This is a genomic window from Pseudomonas sp. KCJK9058, assembly GCF_046230975.1.
Classification (GTDB): Bacteria; Pseudomonadota; Gammaproteobacteria; order Pseudomonadales; family Pseudomonadaceae; genus Aquipseudomonas; species Aquipseudomonas alloputida.
Map to the genome: position 1 here is coordinate 339462 of NZ_JBJJLR010000001.1, position 14206 is coordinate 353667.

Consider the following 14206-nt stretch of genomic DNA (forward strand, 5'->3'; position numbering starts at 1 on the left):
CCGCGAAAAAGCCAACGCGTTGCTTGGCACCGGCTTCGCCGGTGTTCGCGGGCGCGCCCGCTCCCACAGGGTTGGTGTGTTGCTTTGTGAGATTACAGTTTGGCTTTGACGGCCTCCAGGGCATCACCATCGGCCTTGGTGGTAACACCGGCCAACCACCCATCCAACCGTTCAGGATGCGCTTTCACCCAGGCCTTGGCCGCTTCATCGAAGCTGATCTTCTTGTCCACAACCTCTGCCATGATGCTGTTTTCCATGTCCAGTGTGAACTTGAGGTTACCTAGCAGCTTCGCCGCATTCGGGCAGGCTTGTGGATAACCCTTGCGGGTCAGCGTGTATACCTCGCCCTCGCTGCCGAACCATTTTTCCCCACCGGTCAGGTAATGCATTTTCAGTTTCACGTTCATCGGGTGCGGGGTCCAGCCAAGGAAGGTGATGAATTGCTGCTTCTTCACCGCCCGGTCGACCTGGGCCAGCATCGCCTGCTCGCTGGACTCCACCAGCTTCCACTGGCCGAGGTTGAATTCATTCTCTTCGATGATTGTCTTGAGTGACAGGTTGGCCGGGGCGCCGGAGCCGATTCCGTACAGCTTTTTGTCGAACTGCCCGGCGTGTTTTTGCAGGTCAGCGAAGTCCTTCACCCCAGCATTCCACACATAGTCGGGCACTGCGAGGGTGAACTCGGTTCCCTCCAGGTTGCGCGAGAGCTGCTGCACATCGCCGTTGGCGATGAACTTGTCATGGAAGCCTTGCTGCGCCGGCATCCAGTTGCCGAGGAAGGCGTCGACCTGGCCGTCCTTGAGGCCGCCGTAGATGATCGGTACGGCCAGGCTGTCGATCTTCACCTGGTAACCCAGGCTTTCCAGTAACAGGCGTGCCACGGCATTGGTCGAGGCAATATCACTCCAGCCGGGGTCGGCCATTTTCACGGTACTGCATTGCGCATCGCTGTCTGCGGCGTGGGCCGTGGTGGCGCTCAGGGCCAGGACGAACACGGCGGCGGAGAACTTGTGCATGGCGGCCTCTCTTCTCAATCCAGGGGGGCGGGCTGTGGATAACGTGCCTTGCGCTCGAGGTCATCGAGATCGATGTGGTTGCGCATGTACTGTTGGCTGGCGTCCACCAGTGGTTGGTGATCCCAGCTTTTCAGCTTGCCGATGGCCAGCGCTTCGGCCACCAGCCGGCGGCGGCGCTGGCTGGCCAGCACCTGCTGGCGCAGGCTGGGGATGTCCCAACGCTGTTGTGCTTCATCGACAAATGCCTGCAGCAGCACCTGGTGGTCCGGGCTGCCGGTGAGGTTCTCCCGCTCGTGCGGGTCGCGGCTCAGGTCATAGAGTAGGCATGGGTCGTCTTCGCTGTACACGAACTTGTAGGGCCCGCGGCGGATCATCATCAGCGGGCCGACGGTGCCTTCGGCCATATACTCGCCGATCACCTCGTCGTGACCGCCCTGCCCTTGCAGGTGGCCCAGCAGTGAGCGGCCGTCCAGATGCAGGTCTTTATCCACAGCGCCGCCAGCCAATTCGACCAAGGTTGGCAACAGGTCGCAGGTCGACACCGAGGCAGTGACCCGGCCCGCTGCGAAGCGCTTCGGCGCATGGATCAGCAGCGGCACCCGCGCCGACATTTCGAACCAATGCATTTTGTACCAGAGGCCACGCTCGCCAAGCATGTCGCCGTGGTCGCCGGAAAACACGATCAGTGTGTCATCGGCCAGGTTGCATTCCTCCAGGGTCTGCAGCAATTGGCCAATATTGTCATCGATATAGCTGCAAGCGCCGAAGTAGGCGCGGCGGGCGTCGCGGACCTTGTCCACAGGCAGCGGCTTGTTCCACAGGTCGTAGACTTTCAGCAGGCGCTGGGAGTGCGGATCGAGTGCTGCCTGGCTGAACTCGGCACGGGGCATGGGGATATCCACACCTTCATAGCGGTCCCAGTAGCGTTTGGCAATGGTGTAGGGGTCGTGCGGATGCGTCATCGAAACGGTCAGGCAAAATGGCCGGCCATCGTTTTCGCGCACATGGTCGTACAGGTACTGGCGCGCCTTGAACACCACCTCCTCGTCGAAATCCAGCTGATTGGTGCGCACGCAAGGACCGGCCTGCAGCACCGAGGACATGTTGTGGTACCAGCTTGGACGCACATCGGGTTCGTCCCAGTTCACTGCCCAACCGTAGTCGGCCGGGTAGATGTCGCTGGTCAGGCGTTCTTCGTAGCCGTGTAACTGGTCCGGGCCGCAGAAGTGCATCTTGCCCGACAGCGCGGTGCGGTAGCCCAGGCGACGCAGGTAATGGGCGTAGGTCGGCACATCGGCAGGGAAGTCGGCCGCGTTATCGTAGGCGCCAATGCGGCTGGGCAACTGACCGCTGACCAGGGTGAAGCGTGATGGCGCGCACAGTGGGCTGTTGCAGTAGGCCGAGTCGAACACCACGGCTTGCTCGGCCAGGCGGCCGAGGTGCGGCATCTTGATGGGCGAAGGGCCGTAGATGGGCAGCAAGGGCGCGGCCATCTGGTCGGCCATGATGAACAGGATATTCGGACGCGTCATGGTGGCTCCCATCGTTGAGGGTTATGCGAACTGCTTGCCTACAAAGATGCGACTGTGGATAACATGGGTAAAGCCCATGGCGGGCAATGACTGGGATTAGCCAAGCTTATGTTTGACCACCTTGCCGGATTGTCGCTGGGTACCCTGCGCGTATTCGAGGCTGCTGCACGCCTGCGTGGCTTTACCGCTGCGGCGCTGGAGTTGGGTACCACGCAGCCGGCAGTGAGCCAGCAGGTGAAGCGCTTGGAGGCACAGTTGGGTACGCGCCTGTTTGACCGCATTTACCGGGGCATCGAGCTGACCGAGGCTGGCCAGGTGCTGTTCGAACAGGTGCATCAGGGGCTGCAGGCCATGGATGACGGTATTGCCCAGGCCAGCGGGCGCGGCCAGCGCGAAGTGCTGCAGGTCGCCACCGACTTTGCCTTTGCGGCGTTCTGGCTGATGCCAAGGCTGCAGCGCTTTCATCAGGCTTATCCACAGGTGGATGTGAGCCTGGTGACGGGTGAGCGCAGCCAGGGCATGTTGCGCCCGGACATCGATGTGGCGGTGCTGTTTGGCGATGGACGCTTTCACCAAGGAGAAAGCCGCTGGCTATTCGATGAGGAAGTGTTCCCGGTGTGCAGCCCCCATTTGATTCATGGCAAAGCCTTGTCAGCTGTGGCTTTGCAACGATTGCCGCTGCTGCATCTGAAGGGCGAGCAGGCCAGCCGCTGGTTTGACTGGGCGGGGGTATTTCGTGGGTTTGGTGTGGACAGCCCACCGCCGGCGGGGCAGCTGCGGTTTGATAACTATACCTTGCTGATTCAGGCAGCGATTGCCGGGCAAGGGGTGGCGATTGGCTGGGCGCACCTGGTGGATGGGTTGGTGGAGCAAGGGTTGCTGTGTCGGCCGCTGGAGGGGAGTTTGCGCTCGGAACGCGGCTATTACGCAGTTTTGCCACCGCGCAAGCGGCGGGGAGCGTTGATCGAGCGGTTCGTGGATTGGTTGGAGCAGGAGCGCAGCCTTTGAGATTTTGGGGCTGCGCAGCAGCCCCGGCAATCTAGACCACGAAGTTCAGATGCTCGCCCCGGTGCAAGTCCAGCTCCAGCATGTCCACCATCCCCGCTGCGATCCTGGCCAAGCGCCGCAACGGCTCAGCCAGCCCAGGCTCCAGCGTCCCTTCGGTATTGCGAAAATGCTCCATGCCCAACCCGGCCAGTTCCTGCGGTGCATTGATCAGCGTCCAGTGCAATGCACTGCGCTGCAACTCATCAACCACTTGGGCCACGCAATCCCGCTCCATCTCGCTGTACTTGCTCGGCTCATCCAGCACATCGAAATCGCCCACAAGCAGCAGCCGGCGTATAGTCGTATGCGCAAGCCCCGCCACCAGCGCCTCGCTCAAGCGTGCCTGCCCCGGCAGGTCACCCGGCGCCAGCGCTGGTAACAGGGCGATCACCGCCGAGCCGCCCGCTGCGCCCTGCTCCGCCTGGTGGGCATCACCCAGCCCCCCTATCTTGAAGTGCAGGCCCGGGCGCGGCGAATGGCGGTTGAGGTCGTCCACCACGGCGATGACTTCGTGCTGGCGCGACAACAGCTCGACCATCAGGGCATTGCCCAGGCTGCTTTCAGGCCCGAACAGGACCAGTTTGAACACTGGGGTTTCGGCGTTTTTCACTGCATCACTCCCGTTGCAGGTGGTGATGGTTGGACCGCAATCAGGAGTTATCGTGCAGAGGATCAAGGGTTACCACGCCCACGTTTATTACGACGCAGCCACCATGGAGCAGGCCCGGGAACTGTGCGAGGAGGCGGCGCGGCTGTTCCCCGTGACCATGGGGCGCATGCACCAGAAACCGGTTGGGCCGCATCCGGACTGGAGTTGCCAGCTGGCGTTCGGGCCCGAAGTGGTGGGGGTGGTGTTGCCTTGGTTGGCGCTGTACCGCAAGGGCCTGGTGGTATTCATGCATCCGGAAACCGGGGATGAACTGGCGGATCACCGGGATCATGCGATCTGGATGGGGGCCGTGCGGCCCTTGAATCTGTCGATTTTTGGGGGCTAGGCGGGGGTAGCCTGTGCTGGCCTCTTCGCGGGTGAACCCGCTCCTACAACGATATCGCAGAGCCAGAGGGTGGCGCTGGCCCCGTAGGAGCGGGTTTACCCGCGAAGCAGACGACGCGGTTTAGCGGCGTGCGCCACGCACCCCTTCAGCCAATGCCGAGCACAGGCTCAATACATCGGTCACCGCCTGATCGGCGCTTTGGGCTTGGGCGATCTTGTCGACCAGTGCCGAGCCCACCACCACGCCATCGGCCAGGCGGGCAATGTTCGCAGCCTGTTCCGGCGTGCGAATGCCGAAGCCAACGCTGATCGGCAGATCGGTATGCCGGCGCAGGCGGGCAATGGCTTCGGTCACATGCTCGGTGGTCGCCGAACCTGCACCGGTCACACCAGCCACCGACACGTAGTAGACGAACCCGGAGCTGCGCTCCAGCACGCGCGGCAGGCGCGCGTCGTCGGTGGTCGGGGTGGTCAGGCGGATGAAGTCGATGCCTGCAGCCTGGGCCGGGGTAGCCAGTTCGGCGTCGTGCTCTGGCGGAAGGTCGACGATGATCAGGCCATCGACGCCCGCGGCCTTGGCTTGAGCCACGAACGTGTCCACGCCAAAGCGGTGGATAGGGTTGTAGTAGCCCATCAGCACGATCGGCGTGGTCTGGTTATCCACACGGAATTCGCGAACCATCTGCAGGGTCTTGGCCAAGGTCTGACCAGCCTCAAGGGCGCGCAGGGTGGCCAGCTGGATGGCCACGCCATCGGCCATCGGGTCGGTGAACGGCATGCCCAGCTCGATCACGTCGGCGCCAGCAGCCGGCAGGCCCTTGAGGATCTGCAACGAGGCGTCGTAGCCCGGGTCGCCAGCTGTGACGAAGGTGACCAGTGCCGAGCGGCCTTCGGCCTTCAGCTCGGCGAAGCGTTGTTCAAGACGGCTCATGCGTGTTTCTCCTGGGCGGCCATGTGGTTCATGACGGTTTGCATGTCTTTGTCGCCGCGGCCCGACAGGCACACGACCATCAGGTGGTCCTTGGACAGCTTCGGTGCGCGCTTGATCGCTTCGGCCAAGGCGTGGGAGCTTTCCAGGGCTGGGATGATGCCTTCCAGACGGCAGGTTGCGTGGAATGCATCCAATGCTTCGTCATCGGTGATGCTGACGTACTCGACGCGCTTCACCTCATGCAGGTAGGCGTGCTCCGGGCCGATGCCCGGGTAGTCCAGGCCTGCGGAAATCGAGTGGGCATCGGTGATCTGGCCGTCTTGGTCCTGCAGCAGGTAGGTGCGGTTGCCGTGCAATACGCCCGGTACGCCGCCGTTCAGGCTGGCGGCATGTTTGTCGGTGTGTACGCCGTGGCCACCGGCTTCAACGCCGATGATCTGCACGCTCGGTTCTTCGAGGAATTCATGGAACAGGCCCATGGCATTGGAGCCACCGCCGACGCAGGCAACCAGGCTGTCTGGCAGACGGCCTTCCTTCTCTTGCAACTGGGCACGGGTCTCTTTGCCGATGATCGACTGGAAATCGCGGACCATGGCGGGGTACGGGTGTGGGCCAGCCACGGTGCCGATCAGGTAGAAGGTGTCTTCGACGTTGGTAACCCAGTCACGCAGGGCTTCGTTCATGGCGTCTTTCAGGGTGCCGGTGCCGGCGGTAACCGGCACGATCTCGGCGCCCAGCAGCTTCATGCGGAACACGTTGGCCTGCTGGCGCTCGATGTCGGTGGCGCCCATGTAGATCACGCAAGGCAGGCCGAAGCGCGCGGCGACAGTGGCGGTGGCGACACCGTGCATGCCGGCGCCGGTTTCGGCGATCAGGCGCTTTTTGCCCATGCGCTTGGCCAGCAGCACTTGGCCGATACAGTTGTTCACCTTGTGCGCGCCGGTATGGTTGAGCTCTTCACGCTTGAAGAAAATCTTCGCCCCGCCGCAATGCTCGGTCAGGCGCTCGGCGAAGTACAGCGGGTTGGGGCGGCCGATGTAGTCGCGCTGAAAGTAAGCCAGCTCTTCAAGGAACTTGGGGTCTGCCTTGGCCGCTTCGTATTCGCGGGCCAGGTCCAGCACCAGTGGCATCAGGGTTTCGGCCACGTAGCGGCCGCCGAACGAGCCGAACAGGCCATTGGCGTCGGGGCCGGGGCGGTATTGGGACTGGGTCATGGGGCGCTCCAAGGCGTAGTGAATGAGTGATGGGCTTTACTCTAACCACGGCAAGCTCGGCTGAAAACCGATAAGATTGCGTAAACTTGTCAGAAAAACTCACAGGTAAAATGGCCCACGACCTCCCTCCCCTCAATGCCCTGCGCGCCTTCGAGGCTACAGCCAGGCTCAACAGCGTCAGCCAGGCGGCGGAAGCGCTGCACGTGACCCACGGCGCTGTCAGCCGGCAGATCAAGGTGCTTGAGGAGCATCTGGGCGTAGCCCTGTTCGTCAAGGACGGGCGTGGCATCAAACTCACAGATGCCGGTGTGCGTCTGCGCGATGCCAGCGGTGAGGCCTTCGACCGGCTGCGAAGCGTGTGTTCCGAGCTCAGCCGTGATGTGAGCGAGGCGCCATTCGTGCTGGGCTGCTCGGGCAGCCTGCTGGCGCGGTGGTTTATCCCGCGGCTGGGCCGGTTGCAGGCGGATTTGCCTGAGCTGCGCTTGCACCTGTCGGCGGGTGAGGGCGACCTTGACCCGCGGCGGCCTGGGCTGGATGCGTTGCTGGTGTATGCCGAGCCACCGTGGCCGGCGGACATGCAGGTGCATGTGCTGGCCGAGGAATGCATCGGGCCGGTGCTCAGCCCGCATTTCGCAGGCTTCCAGCGCTTGCAGGGCGCGCCCGCCAAGGCATTGTTGGGCGAAGCCTTGCTGCACACCACTTCACGCCCGCAAGCGTGGCCTACCTGGGCGGTGCAACAGGGCCTGAACCCGACGGCCATTCACTATGGTCAGGCTTTCGAGCACCTGTATTACCTGCTGGAGGCTGCCGTGGCCGGATTGGGCGTGGCGATTGCACCGCAGCCACTGGTCGCCGATGACCTGCGGGCGGGCCGTTTGAGTGCGCCTTGGGGCTTTTCACCTACCCAGGCGGCGCTGGCATTGTGGGTGCCACGGCGCGCCGCAGACGGGCGCGCCGAGCAGTTGGCGCAGTGGTTACGGGCGGAACTTGCGCGGCAGAGCGCTTAGTTTCGCTTGCATATCAGGTAAGCCGCCAGCAGGCCCAGCGCACCAATGGCCACACCGGCGGTGGTGTATGGGTGCTCCTGGGCGTAGTCCCGGGTGGCTATGCCGGTCTGGCGGGTGCGCTGCTTCACTTCCTCGTACGCATCGCTCAGTAGGCTGCGCGAATGACGCAGTGCGCTTTCAGCGTTGCTGCGGATTGCCTTCACCGACTTCTGGGACTCTTCCGACGCATCATGCTTGAGGTGTTCCAAGCTTTTCAGAAGGCTCTCGATCTCCGCTTCCATGCTTTCCAGGGATGTTTTACGCAGCGAGTTGCGGTGCATGTTGACTCTCCTTTGCAGTATGGGCTGTAAGGATTGCGACCCTTGGGCTGCGTGAAAGTGCGATCGAACTTTCGCTGACAGTGACCGCTCGCAGGTAAACCAGGCCTGCGCTGCTAGGCTGAATCTCACTGTCAACCATGGAGAGCACTCATGACCGATCATCACACCTACAAGAAAATCGAACTGGTCGGGTCTTCGCCCACCAGTATCGAAGAGGCGATTAACAATGCTCTGGCCGAAGCCGGTAAAAGCATCAAGCACCTGGAATGGTTCGAAGTGGTCGATACCCGCGGCCATATCCGCGACAACAAAGCGGCGCACTTCCAGGTCACGCTGAAGGTCGGCTTCCGTATCGCCAATAGCTGAAACAACGTTGGGTTGTATGATCCCGGCGTGATGAGGTATTCAGAAAAGGGGCGCCTTGGTGGGGCCCCTTCTGATTTCATCTGCACAAGGAACGCGAGTGATGAACAAACTGATTCTGGCGCTGGGCCTGATGACCCTGGCCGGTGGTGCGCTGGCAGCGGGCAAACCGTGCGAGGAACTGAAGGCGGAAATTGCGGCCAAGCTGGATGCCAAGGGCGTCACTGGCTACAAGCTGGAGATCGTCAAGAAAGGCGACCCGGCGGGCAAGGTCATTGGTAGCTGTGAGGCCGGGACCAAGGAGATTGTTTACCGCCGCGGCTGATGCGTTTGCCCTTTCGCGGAGTTGCCCGCTTCCACAGTCAACCTATGGGAGCGGGCGAGCCCGTGTCGAGGGTCACTCGGTCTTGAGGGCCTGCGCCATCAGCTCATATGACCGAATGCGGTCCGCATGCTCATACAGGTCACAGGTAAAGATCAGCTCATCCGCACCCGTCTGTTCCAGCAGCACTTCTACCTTGGCCTTTACCTTCTGCGGGCTGCCGATCATGGCCAGCCCCAGGAAGCTGGCCACCGTCTCCCGTTCATGGGGCAACCACAGCCCATCCATGCTTTCCACGGGTGGCTTCTGCATCAGGCTCTGTCCGCGAATCAGCGCCAGGATGCGCTGGTAAACCGAGGTGGCCAGGTATTCGGCCTTCTCGTCGGTCTGCGCCACCACCATGGGGATGCCCAGCATCACATACGGCTTGTCCAGCGTGGTCGAGGGCCTGAAGTGGTTGCGGTACACGCGAATGGCCTCGTGCATGTAGCGTGGCGCGAAATGCGAGGCGAAGGCATAGGGCATGCCGCGCATGCCCGCCAGCTGGGCACTGAACAGGCTGGATCCCAGCAACCACATCGGCACGTCGGTGTCGTGCCCCGGTACGGCGATCACTTTTTGATCATCAGTGCGTGGCCCGAGGTAGCGCGAAAGCTCCTCGACATCGTCCGGGAAGTCGTCCGGGCCGCCAGCGCGGTCGCGTCGCAGGGCATAGGCCGTCATCTGGTCCGAACCCGGCGCACGGCCCAGACCAAGGTCGATACGCCCCGGATACAGGCTGGCCAAGGTGCCGAACTGCTCGGCGATCACCAGTGGCGCATGGTTGGGCAGCATCACCCCGCCAGAGCCCACGCGAATACGTGAGGTGCCACCGGCCAGATAGCCGATCAGCACCGACGTCGCCGAACTGGCGATGCCGTCCATGTTGTGGTGCTCGGCCACCCAGAAGCGGTTATAGCCAAAGCGCTCGACATGCTGCGCCAGGTCCAGCGAGTTGCGCAGCGATTGCGCGGGGCCAGCGTCGGCGCGTACGGGCACCAGGTCCAGGGTGGAAATCTTCAGGTCACGCAGCTGCGTCATGGAGCCTCCGCAAAAGTGATTGGCCAGAGGCCTTTTTGATTCTGTATGGGCGCGTTCGTTGGATTCAATGCCTGCAAGCATATTGCTCTGAACTTGCGGCAGGCGGCAGGCCTCTGAACCCTAGGTAAGCAACCCAGTCACCAGGAGGCATCATGAAAAAGACAGCATCGGCGATCTGGCAAGGTGGTCTGAAGGATGGAAAAGGTCTGCTTTCTACCGAAAGCGGCGCACTCAAGCAGAACCCTTATGGCTTCAACACACGTTTCGAGGGCACGCCCGGTACCAACCCGGAGGAACTGATCGGCGCGGCCCATGCCGGTTGTTTCTCGATGGCGCTATCCATGATGCTCGGCGAGGCGGGGCTGACTGCGGAGCGGATCGACACGGCTGCAGAGGTGACGCTCGACAAGCAAGCTGACGGTTTTGCCATTACCGCTGTGCACTTGGTGCTCAGGGCCAAGGTACCGGGGGCCAGCGAGGCTCAATTCCTGGAGATTGCCAACAAGGCGAAGGAAGGCTGCCCGGTGTCCAAGGTTTTGAATGCGAAGATCAGCCTGGATGCGGCGTTGGTGGGGTGAAACGGTGCAACGGTGGTGGTTTGCTGTAGTCTAAAGAACGTCGGCAGCGCCACTGCCCTTTCCAGGAGCCGTTCCATGATTCGCGTAGCTATCGCTGTGTTGGCTTCCCTTGTCGCCACGTCTGCGCTGGCGGCCGTCAAGCCTTGCGAGGAGCTGAAAACCGAGATCGAGGCCAAGATCCAGGCCCAAGGGGTTTCGTCCTATACGCTGGAGATCGTGCCCAACAGCGAGGTCAAGGACCAGAACATGGTCGTCGGGACCTGCGATGGCGGGACGAAGAAGATCATCTATCAAAAGAATGATCGATAAGTACTATGGCCCGGGGCTGCAAGGCAGCCCCACGTTCACGGTATGCAGAACACATCGCTAGGCTCGTTCACCACCACCTTGCGGTCGGCGTCATACAGCAGCACCTGCGGCTCCATTACCGGCGCCCGCGCTTCCAGGCGATAGCGTTCGCCGGCCTTGAAGTTGTCAAAGCGTACGGTCAGGTAGCAGGTTCGGTCCCTGGGCTCGGACATGATGCCGCCCGAGTAGATTTCATAATCGAAGCGCACCACCAGTTCGTGCTTGCCCGGCGTCACCTGAAAATATCGGCCATCGTCCAGACGCTTGCCGTCGAGGCGGTCGGCCATGATCACCCGGCCGGGGGTCATGGTGTACAGATCGACCCAGGCCTGCTTGGGGTCGACGGGCGGCAAGGGGCTGGCGCAAGCCCCCAGTGCACTGAGGGCGATCAGCATCATGGGCTGGCGCATGGCAAAACTCCCACTTGCGATTTACAAGTAACAAGCATAGCGCCGTTTGTGCGGTTCAGGTGCGCTGACAACCCGCCGGCAGCCCTTGACCCAGCAGTTTTTGCTGGTGGTCGTAGAGTTTGATCCAAGGGCGGAAGCCAATGCTGCCGGCTTGCAGCTGATAACGCTGCCCGGCGCTGAAGTCCTTGAAGGTCAGCTTGACCTGGCAATCGCGCCACAATGGCTCCTCGACGGGGCCGATATTGCTGGGGTTAACCGGAAACTGATAGCGCACGGTCAGTTCGTGGCTGCCGGGTTGAACCTCGAAATAGCGGCTGTCAGCCCAGTCACGCTCATCTACCTGCACGGCGTCCAGCGACGTATTGTCGTAACGGGTGAGGTCGATCCAGGCCTGGTTCGGGTCTGGGTCTGGCAAGGTTGAACAGGCAGAGATCAACAACAGTGAGCTGGCGACCAACAATGCACGCATGGCGAAACTCCCCCTTGGCGAGATAGTCTTGGAGCGAAATGGTGTTGAGCGAGTCAGACAGTCCCGGATGCTTCGACTTTTTCTTATGCAGCGCTCAGGCCTTGGGGCACTCGACCGCATTTTCACCCGTTTGGTTCCGCTGCTTGCGGCGCTCCTGCTGAACGGTTGCAGCAATGCCGCCTACTACGGGCAGCTGGCGCAGGGCCAGTGGCAGTTGCTGCGGGCGCGGCAGCCTGTAGCGCAGGTATTGGCCGACCCTGCTACCCCTGCACCCTTGCGCGCGCACCTGCAACAGGCCGAACAGGCGCGGCTGTTTGCCAGCCAGCAATTGAAACTGCCAGACAACCGCAGCTACCGGGTATACGCCGACCTTGGACGCCCCTACGTGGTGTGGAATGTGTTCGCCACGCCCGAGTTGTCGTTGCAACCGGTAACGCACTGCTTTCCGATTGCCGGGTGCGTGGCGTACCGCGGCTACTACCAGCAAGGCGCGGCGCGAGGCGCGGCGGCGTTGATGCGTCAGGATGGCCTGGATGTGTACGTGGGCGGCGTGGAAGCTTATTCGACCCTGGGTTGGTTCGATGACCCGATTTTGTCGTCGATGGTGGGCTGGGGCGATGAGCGCCTGGCTACGTTGATCTTTCATGAATTGGCCCACCAGCGCTTCTATGTGCAGGACGATACCGAGTTCAATGAGTCGTTTGCCTCGTTCGTCGAGCAGGAAGGCACGCGGCAATGGCGTGCGGCGCGTGGGCTGGCGGCGGTTGGCGGGGATCAGGGAAAGCAGCGCGACCAGTTTATCCGCCTGGTGTTGGCCAGCCGTGAGCGATTGCAGGCGATTTATGCGGGGCCGTTGGATGATGCACACAAGCGCCGGGCCAAGCAGGCCGAGTTTGAGCGTTTGAGGCGTGAATACCGGCAGGTGCGTGATGGCCAGTGGGGCGGTGACAAGCGCTATGACGCCTGGATGTATGGGCCGATGAGTAATGCCAAGTTGTTGCCGTTCGGGCTATATGACCAGTGGGTGCCGGCGTTTGCGGCGTTGTTTCGTGAGGTGGGTGGAAATTGGGTTCGGTTCTACGCGCGGGTCGAGCATTTGGGGCGGTTGCCGATTGAAGCAAGGAAAGCGGCGCTGCAGCGTCTGATGGTTAGCCGTTGAGATTTTGGGGCCGCTTTTGCGGCCCCTCGCGCCACTAGGCCCACAAAGGCCCTGCGGACGCCGATCGATGTGGAGGGCCGGCTGCAAAGCAGCCCTGCTGGCCCTCAAGCCTTGCTAAAAGCCTGGTGCAAATCGGCTACCGTGGCGAAGTGGAAAGCGGGTTCTTCTGCCATCAGCTCTTCCCGGCTGCCAAACCCGTACCCCACCGCGACGGCCTGCAGCCCGTTGCTGCGCGCGCCGATCAGGTCATGCTTGCGGTCCCCGATCATCAGGGTGTGCGCCGGGTCCAGCCCTTCTTCATCCAGCAAATGGCGAATCAGCTCGACCTTGTTGGTGCGCGTGCCGTCCAGCTCACTGCCGTAGATCACCTTGAAGTGATGATCGAAAGCAAAGTGCCGAGCAATTTCGCGGGCGAACTCCCATGGTTTGGAGGTGGCAATGTACAGCGTGCGGCCCTGCCCGTTCAGGGCCTCAAGCAACTCCGGCACACCTTCGAACACGAGGTTTTCGTAAAGACCGGTCACGCGGAAGCGCTCGCGGTAGAAGTTCACCGCATCCCAGGCCTTGGCTTCGTCGAAGCTGTAGAACTGCATGAAAGCCTGCAGCAGTGGTGGGCCGATGAAGTGTTCGAGGCGGGCCAGGTCCGGTTCGTCGATGCCCAGCTTGGCCAGGGCGTACTGGATCGAGCGAGTGATGCCCAGGCGTGGGTCGGTCAGGGTGCCGTCGAGGTCGAAGAGGATGTTTTGCTGGTGCATGTACAGGGTTCCACTTGAGTGCTGCGTGGCCTTCTTCGCGGGCATGCCCGCGAATGCGGTCATTCAGGTTGATCGTAGCCCTCGGCCAGGTGCTGGTCCTTGAGCTTCACGTAGTTGCCGGCGCTGTAGGAGAAAAATGCGCGCTCCTTGTCGTTCAGCAGCCGGGCCTGTTTCACCGGGCTGCCCATGTACAGGTAGCCACTGACCAGACGTTTGCCCGGCGGCACCAGGCTGCCGGCGCCAATGATCACTTCGTCCTCGACGATGGCACCATCCATGATGGTGCTGCCCATACCCACCAGGATACGGTTGCCCAGAGTGCAGCCATGCAGCATCACCTTGTGCCCGATGGTCACTTCGTCGCCGATGATCAGCGGGAAACCGTCCGGGTTGAAAGGCCCGGCGTGGGTAATGTGCAGCACGCTGCCGTCCTGCACGCTGGTGCGCGCGCCAATGCGGATGCGGTGCATGTCGCCGCGCACCACGGTCAACGGCCAGACCGAACTGTCTTCACCGATCTCCACGTCGCCCAGCACCACCGCCGAACGGTCGACGAAGGCCCTGGGCCCAACTTTCGGAGTGTGTTGCTGGAAGCTGCGAATGGCCATGATAGCGTCTCTCATCTGTGCCGATAGGCAGGCTGCCTGCTGCGGTCGGCGTC

General features: G+C 62.1%; 19 protein-coding genes. 8 read left to right on the plus strand and 11 right to left on the minus strand.

Annotated elements, in window-relative coordinates; all coding sequences use genetic code 11:
- Positions 1-92: 92 nt before the first annotated feature.
- Both choX and betC read right to left on the minus strand, forming a co-directional pair.
- Positions 93-1016 (minus strand): choline ABC transporter substrate-binding protein, encoded by a 924-nt coding sequence (gene choX / locus ACK59Z_RS01570; RefSeq protein WP_108192110.1) that lies wholly within the window; start codon positions 1014-1016, stop codon positions 93-95.
- 14 nt (positions 1017-1030) lie between these two features.
- A complete protein-coding gene (gene betC, locus ACK59Z_RS01575; RefSeq protein ID WP_017147851.1) occupies positions 1031-2548 on the minus strand; it encodes a choline-sulfatase in 1518 nt (505 codons plus the stop codon).
- Between the two features lie 108 nt (positions 2549-2656).
- Between betC and ACK59Z_RS01580 the strand changes: the two genes are divergently transcribed.
- A complete protein-coding gene (locus ACK59Z_RS01580; protein WP_409292143.1) occupies positions 2657-3556 on the plus strand; it encodes a choline sulfate utilization transcriptional regulator in 900 nt (299 codons plus the stop codon).
- Positions 3557-3587: 31 nt separating this feature from the next.
- Here ACK59Z_RS01580 and ACK59Z_RS01585 read toward each other — a convergent pair whose 3' ends face one another.
- Positions 3588-4205, minus strand: coding sequence for an NAD(P)-dependent oxidoreductase (locus ACK59Z_RS01585; protein WP_409292145.1), 618 nt, complete (start codon positions 4203-4205; stop codon positions 3588-3590).
- A 52-nt stretch (positions 4206-4257) separates the two neighbouring features.
- On the opposite strand from ACK59Z_RS01585, the gene ACK59Z_RS01590 reads away from it, so the two are divergent.
- A complete protein-coding gene (locus tag ACK59Z_RS01590) occupies positions 4258-4590 on the plus strand; it encodes a DOPA 4,5-dioxygenase family protein (RefSeq protein ID WP_003253084.1) in 333 nt (110 codons plus the stop codon).
- A gap of 120 nt (positions 4591-4710) precedes the next feature.
- Here the strand turns inward: ACK59Z_RS01590 and trpA are convergent, their stop codons facing one another.
- Positions 4711-5520 carry a tryptophan synthase subunit alpha gene (trpA, locus tag ACK59Z_RS01595; RefSeq protein ID WP_014859484.1) on the minus strand — a complete coding sequence of 270 codons (810 nt, stop codon included), beginning with the start codon at positions 5518-5520 and terminating at the stop codon, positions 4711-4713.
- A complete protein-coding gene (gene trpB, locus ACK59Z_RS01600) occupies positions 5517-6734 on the minus strand; it encodes a tryptophan synthase subunit beta (RefSeq protein WP_108192112.1) in 1218 nt (405 codons plus the stop codon). Before trpB ends, trpA begins: the two co-directional genes overlap by 4 nt.
- A gap of 110 nt (positions 6735-6844) precedes the next feature.
- Between trpB and ACK59Z_RS01605 the strand changes: the two genes are divergently transcribed.
- Entirely contained in the window at positions 6845-7741 is an 897-nt protein-coding gene (locus ACK59Z_RS01605; protein ID WP_108192113.1) for a LysR family transcriptional regulator, read from the plus strand.
- Here ACK59Z_RS01605 and ACK59Z_RS01610 read toward each other — a convergent pair.
- Positions 7738-8061 carry a YqjD family protein gene (locus ACK59Z_RS01610; RefSeq protein ID WP_003253078.1) on the minus strand — a complete coding sequence of 108 codons (324 nt, stop codon included), beginning with the start codon at positions 8059-8061 and terminating at the stop codon, positions 7738-7740. The genes ACK59Z_RS01605 and ACK59Z_RS01610 overlap by 4 nt on opposite strands.
- A gap of 150 nt (positions 8062-8211) precedes the next feature.
- Between ACK59Z_RS01610 and ACK59Z_RS01615 the strand changes: the two genes are divergently transcribed.
- Both ACK59Z_RS01615 and ACK59Z_RS01620 read left to right on the plus strand, forming a co-directional pair.
- On the plus strand, positions 8212-8427 hold the full coding sequence (locus ACK59Z_RS01615; RefSeq protein WP_003253076.1) for a dodecin: 216 nt from the start codon (positions 8212-8214) through the stop codon (positions 8425-8427).
- Positions 8428-8527: 100 nt separating this feature from the next.
- A complete protein-coding gene (locus ACK59Z_RS01620; RefSeq protein ID WP_003253075.1) occupies positions 8528-8749 on the plus strand; it encodes a DUF1161 domain-containing protein in 222 nt (73 codons plus the stop codon).
- Between the two features lie 72 nt (positions 8750-8821).
- Here the strand turns inward: ACK59Z_RS01620 and ACK59Z_RS01625 are convergent, their stop codons facing one another.
- Positions 8822-9826, minus strand: coding sequence for an LLM class flavin-dependent oxidoreductase (locus ACK59Z_RS01625; protein ID WP_392491275.1), 1005 nt, complete (start codon positions 9824-9826; stop codon positions 8822-8824).
- 152 nt (positions 9827-9978) lie between these two features.
- Between ACK59Z_RS01625 and ACK59Z_RS01630 the strand changes: the two genes are divergently transcribed.
- Together ACK59Z_RS01630 and ACK59Z_RS01635 are read left to right on the plus strand one after the other, a co-directional pair.
- Positions 9979-10404, plus strand: a complete 426-nt coding sequence (locus ACK59Z_RS01630; RefSeq protein WP_003253070.1) for an OsmC family protein — start codon at positions 9979-9981, stop codon at positions 10402-10404.
- A gap of 75 nt (positions 10405-10479) precedes the next feature.
- A complete protein-coding gene (locus tag ACK59Z_RS01635; protein ID WP_003253067.1) occupies positions 10480-10713 on the plus strand; it encodes a DUF1161 domain-containing protein in 234 nt (77 codons plus the stop codon).
- 35 nt (positions 10714-10748) lie between these two features.
- On the opposite strand, the gene ACK59Z_RS01640 is transcribed toward ACK59Z_RS01635, so the two are convergent.
- Both ACK59Z_RS01640 and ACK59Z_RS01645 read right to left on the minus strand, forming a co-directional pair.
- The gene (locus ACK59Z_RS01640; protein WP_014859486.1) at positions 10749-11162 is read right to left on the minus strand and encodes a hypothetical protein; all 414 of its coding nucleotides are present in this window, start codon (positions 11160-11162) and stop codon (positions 10749-10751) included.
- A gap of 55 nt (positions 11163-11217) precedes the next feature.
- Entirely contained in the window at positions 11218-11631 is a 414-nt protein-coding gene (locus tag ACK59Z_RS01645) for a hypothetical protein (protein WP_108192115.1), read from the minus strand.
- A gap of 85 nt (positions 11632-11716) precedes the next feature.
- Between ACK59Z_RS01645 and ACK59Z_RS01650 the strand changes: the two genes are divergently transcribed.
- On the plus strand, positions 11717-12790 hold the full coding sequence (locus ACK59Z_RS01650; protein WP_108192116.1) for an aminopeptidase: 1074 nt from the start codon (positions 11717-11719) through the stop codon (positions 12788-12790).
- A 104-nt stretch (positions 12791-12894) separates the two neighbouring features.
- On the opposite strand, the gene ACK59Z_RS01655 is transcribed toward ACK59Z_RS01650, so the two are convergent.
- Together ACK59Z_RS01655 and ACK59Z_RS01660 are read right to left on the minus strand one after the other, a co-directional pair.
- Positions 12895-13545 (minus strand): HAD family hydrolase, encoded by a 651-nt coding sequence (locus ACK59Z_RS01655; RefSeq protein WP_004575264.1) that lies wholly within the window; start codon positions 13543-13545, stop codon positions 12895-12897.
- A 59-nt stretch (positions 13546-13604) separates the two neighbouring features.
- Entirely contained in the window at positions 13605-14153 is a 549-nt protein-coding gene (locus ACK59Z_RS01660) for a gamma carbonic anhydrase family protein (protein WP_004575263.1), read from the minus strand.
- Positions 14154-14206 lie beyond the last annotated feature (53 nt).

Excerpts from the sequence above, each read along its gene's own strand:
- choX (WP_108192110.1), bottom strand. The coding sequence starts at position 1,016 with ATGCACAAGTTCTCCGCCGCCGTGTTCGTCCTGGCCCTGAGCGCCACC.
- betC (WP_017147851.1), bottom strand. The coding sequence starts at position 2,548 with ATGACGCGTCCGAATATCCTGTTCATCATGGCCGACCAGATGGCCGCG.
- ACK59Z_RS01580 (WP_409292143.1), top strand. The coding sequence starts at position 2,657 with ATGTTTGACCACCTTGCCGGATTGTCGCTGGGTACCCTGCGCGTATTC.
- trpA (WP_014859484.1), bottom strand. The coding sequence starts at position 5,520 with ATGAGCCGTCTTGAACAACGCTTCGCCGAGCTGAAGGCCGAAGGCCGC.
- trpB (WP_108192112.1), bottom strand. The coding sequence starts at position 6,734 with ATGACCCAGTCCCAATACCGCCCCGGCCCCGACGCCAATGGCCTGTTC.
- ACK59Z_RS01605 (WP_108192113.1), top strand. The coding sequence starts at position 6,845 with ATGGCCCACGACCTCCCTCCCCTCAATGCCCTGCGCGCCTTCGAGGCT.
- ACK59Z_RS01610 (WP_003253078.1), bottom strand. The coding sequence starts at position 8,061 with ATGCACCGCAACTCGCTGCGTAAAACATCCCTGGAAAGCATGGAAGCG.
- ACK59Z_RS01615 (WP_003253076.1), top strand. The coding sequence starts at position 8,212 with ATGACCGATCATCACACCTACAAGAAAATCGAACTGGTCGGGTCTTCG.
- ACK59Z_RS01620 (WP_003253075.1), top strand. The coding sequence starts at position 8,528 with ATGAACAAACTGATTCTGGCGCTGGGCCTGATGACCCTGGCCGGTGGT.
- ACK59Z_RS01625 (WP_392491275.1), bottom strand. The coding sequence starts at position 9,826 with ATGACGCAGCTGCGTGACCTGAAGATTTCCACCCTGGACCTGGTGCCC.
- ACK59Z_RS01630 (WP_003253070.1), top strand. The coding sequence starts at position 9,979 with ATGAAAAAGACAGCATCGGCGATCTGGCAAGGTGGTCTGAAGGATGGA.
- ACK59Z_RS01635 (WP_003253067.1), top strand. The coding sequence starts at position 10,480 with ATGATTCGCGTAGCTATCGCTGTGTTGGCTTCCCTTGTCGCCACGTCT.
- ACK59Z_RS01640 (WP_014859486.1), bottom strand. The coding sequence starts at position 11,162 with ATGCGCCAGCCCATGATGCTGATCGCCCTCAGTGCACTGGGGGCTTGC.
- ACK59Z_RS01645 (WP_108192115.1), bottom strand. The coding sequence starts at position 11,631 with ATGCGTGCATTGTTGGTCGCCAGCTCACTGTTGTTGATCTCTGCCTGT.
- ACK59Z_RS01650 (WP_108192116.1), top strand. The coding sequence starts at position 11,717 with ATGCAGCGCTCAGGCCTTGGGGCACTCGACCGCATTTTCACCCGTTTG.
- ACK59Z_RS01655 (WP_004575264.1), bottom strand. The coding sequence starts at position 13,545 with ATGCACCAGCAAAACATCCTCTTCGACCTCGACGGCACCCTGACCGAC.
- ACK59Z_RS01660 (WP_004575263.1), bottom strand. The coding sequence starts at position 14,153 with ATGGCCATTCGCAGCTTCCAGCAACACACTCCGAAAGTTGGGCCCAGG.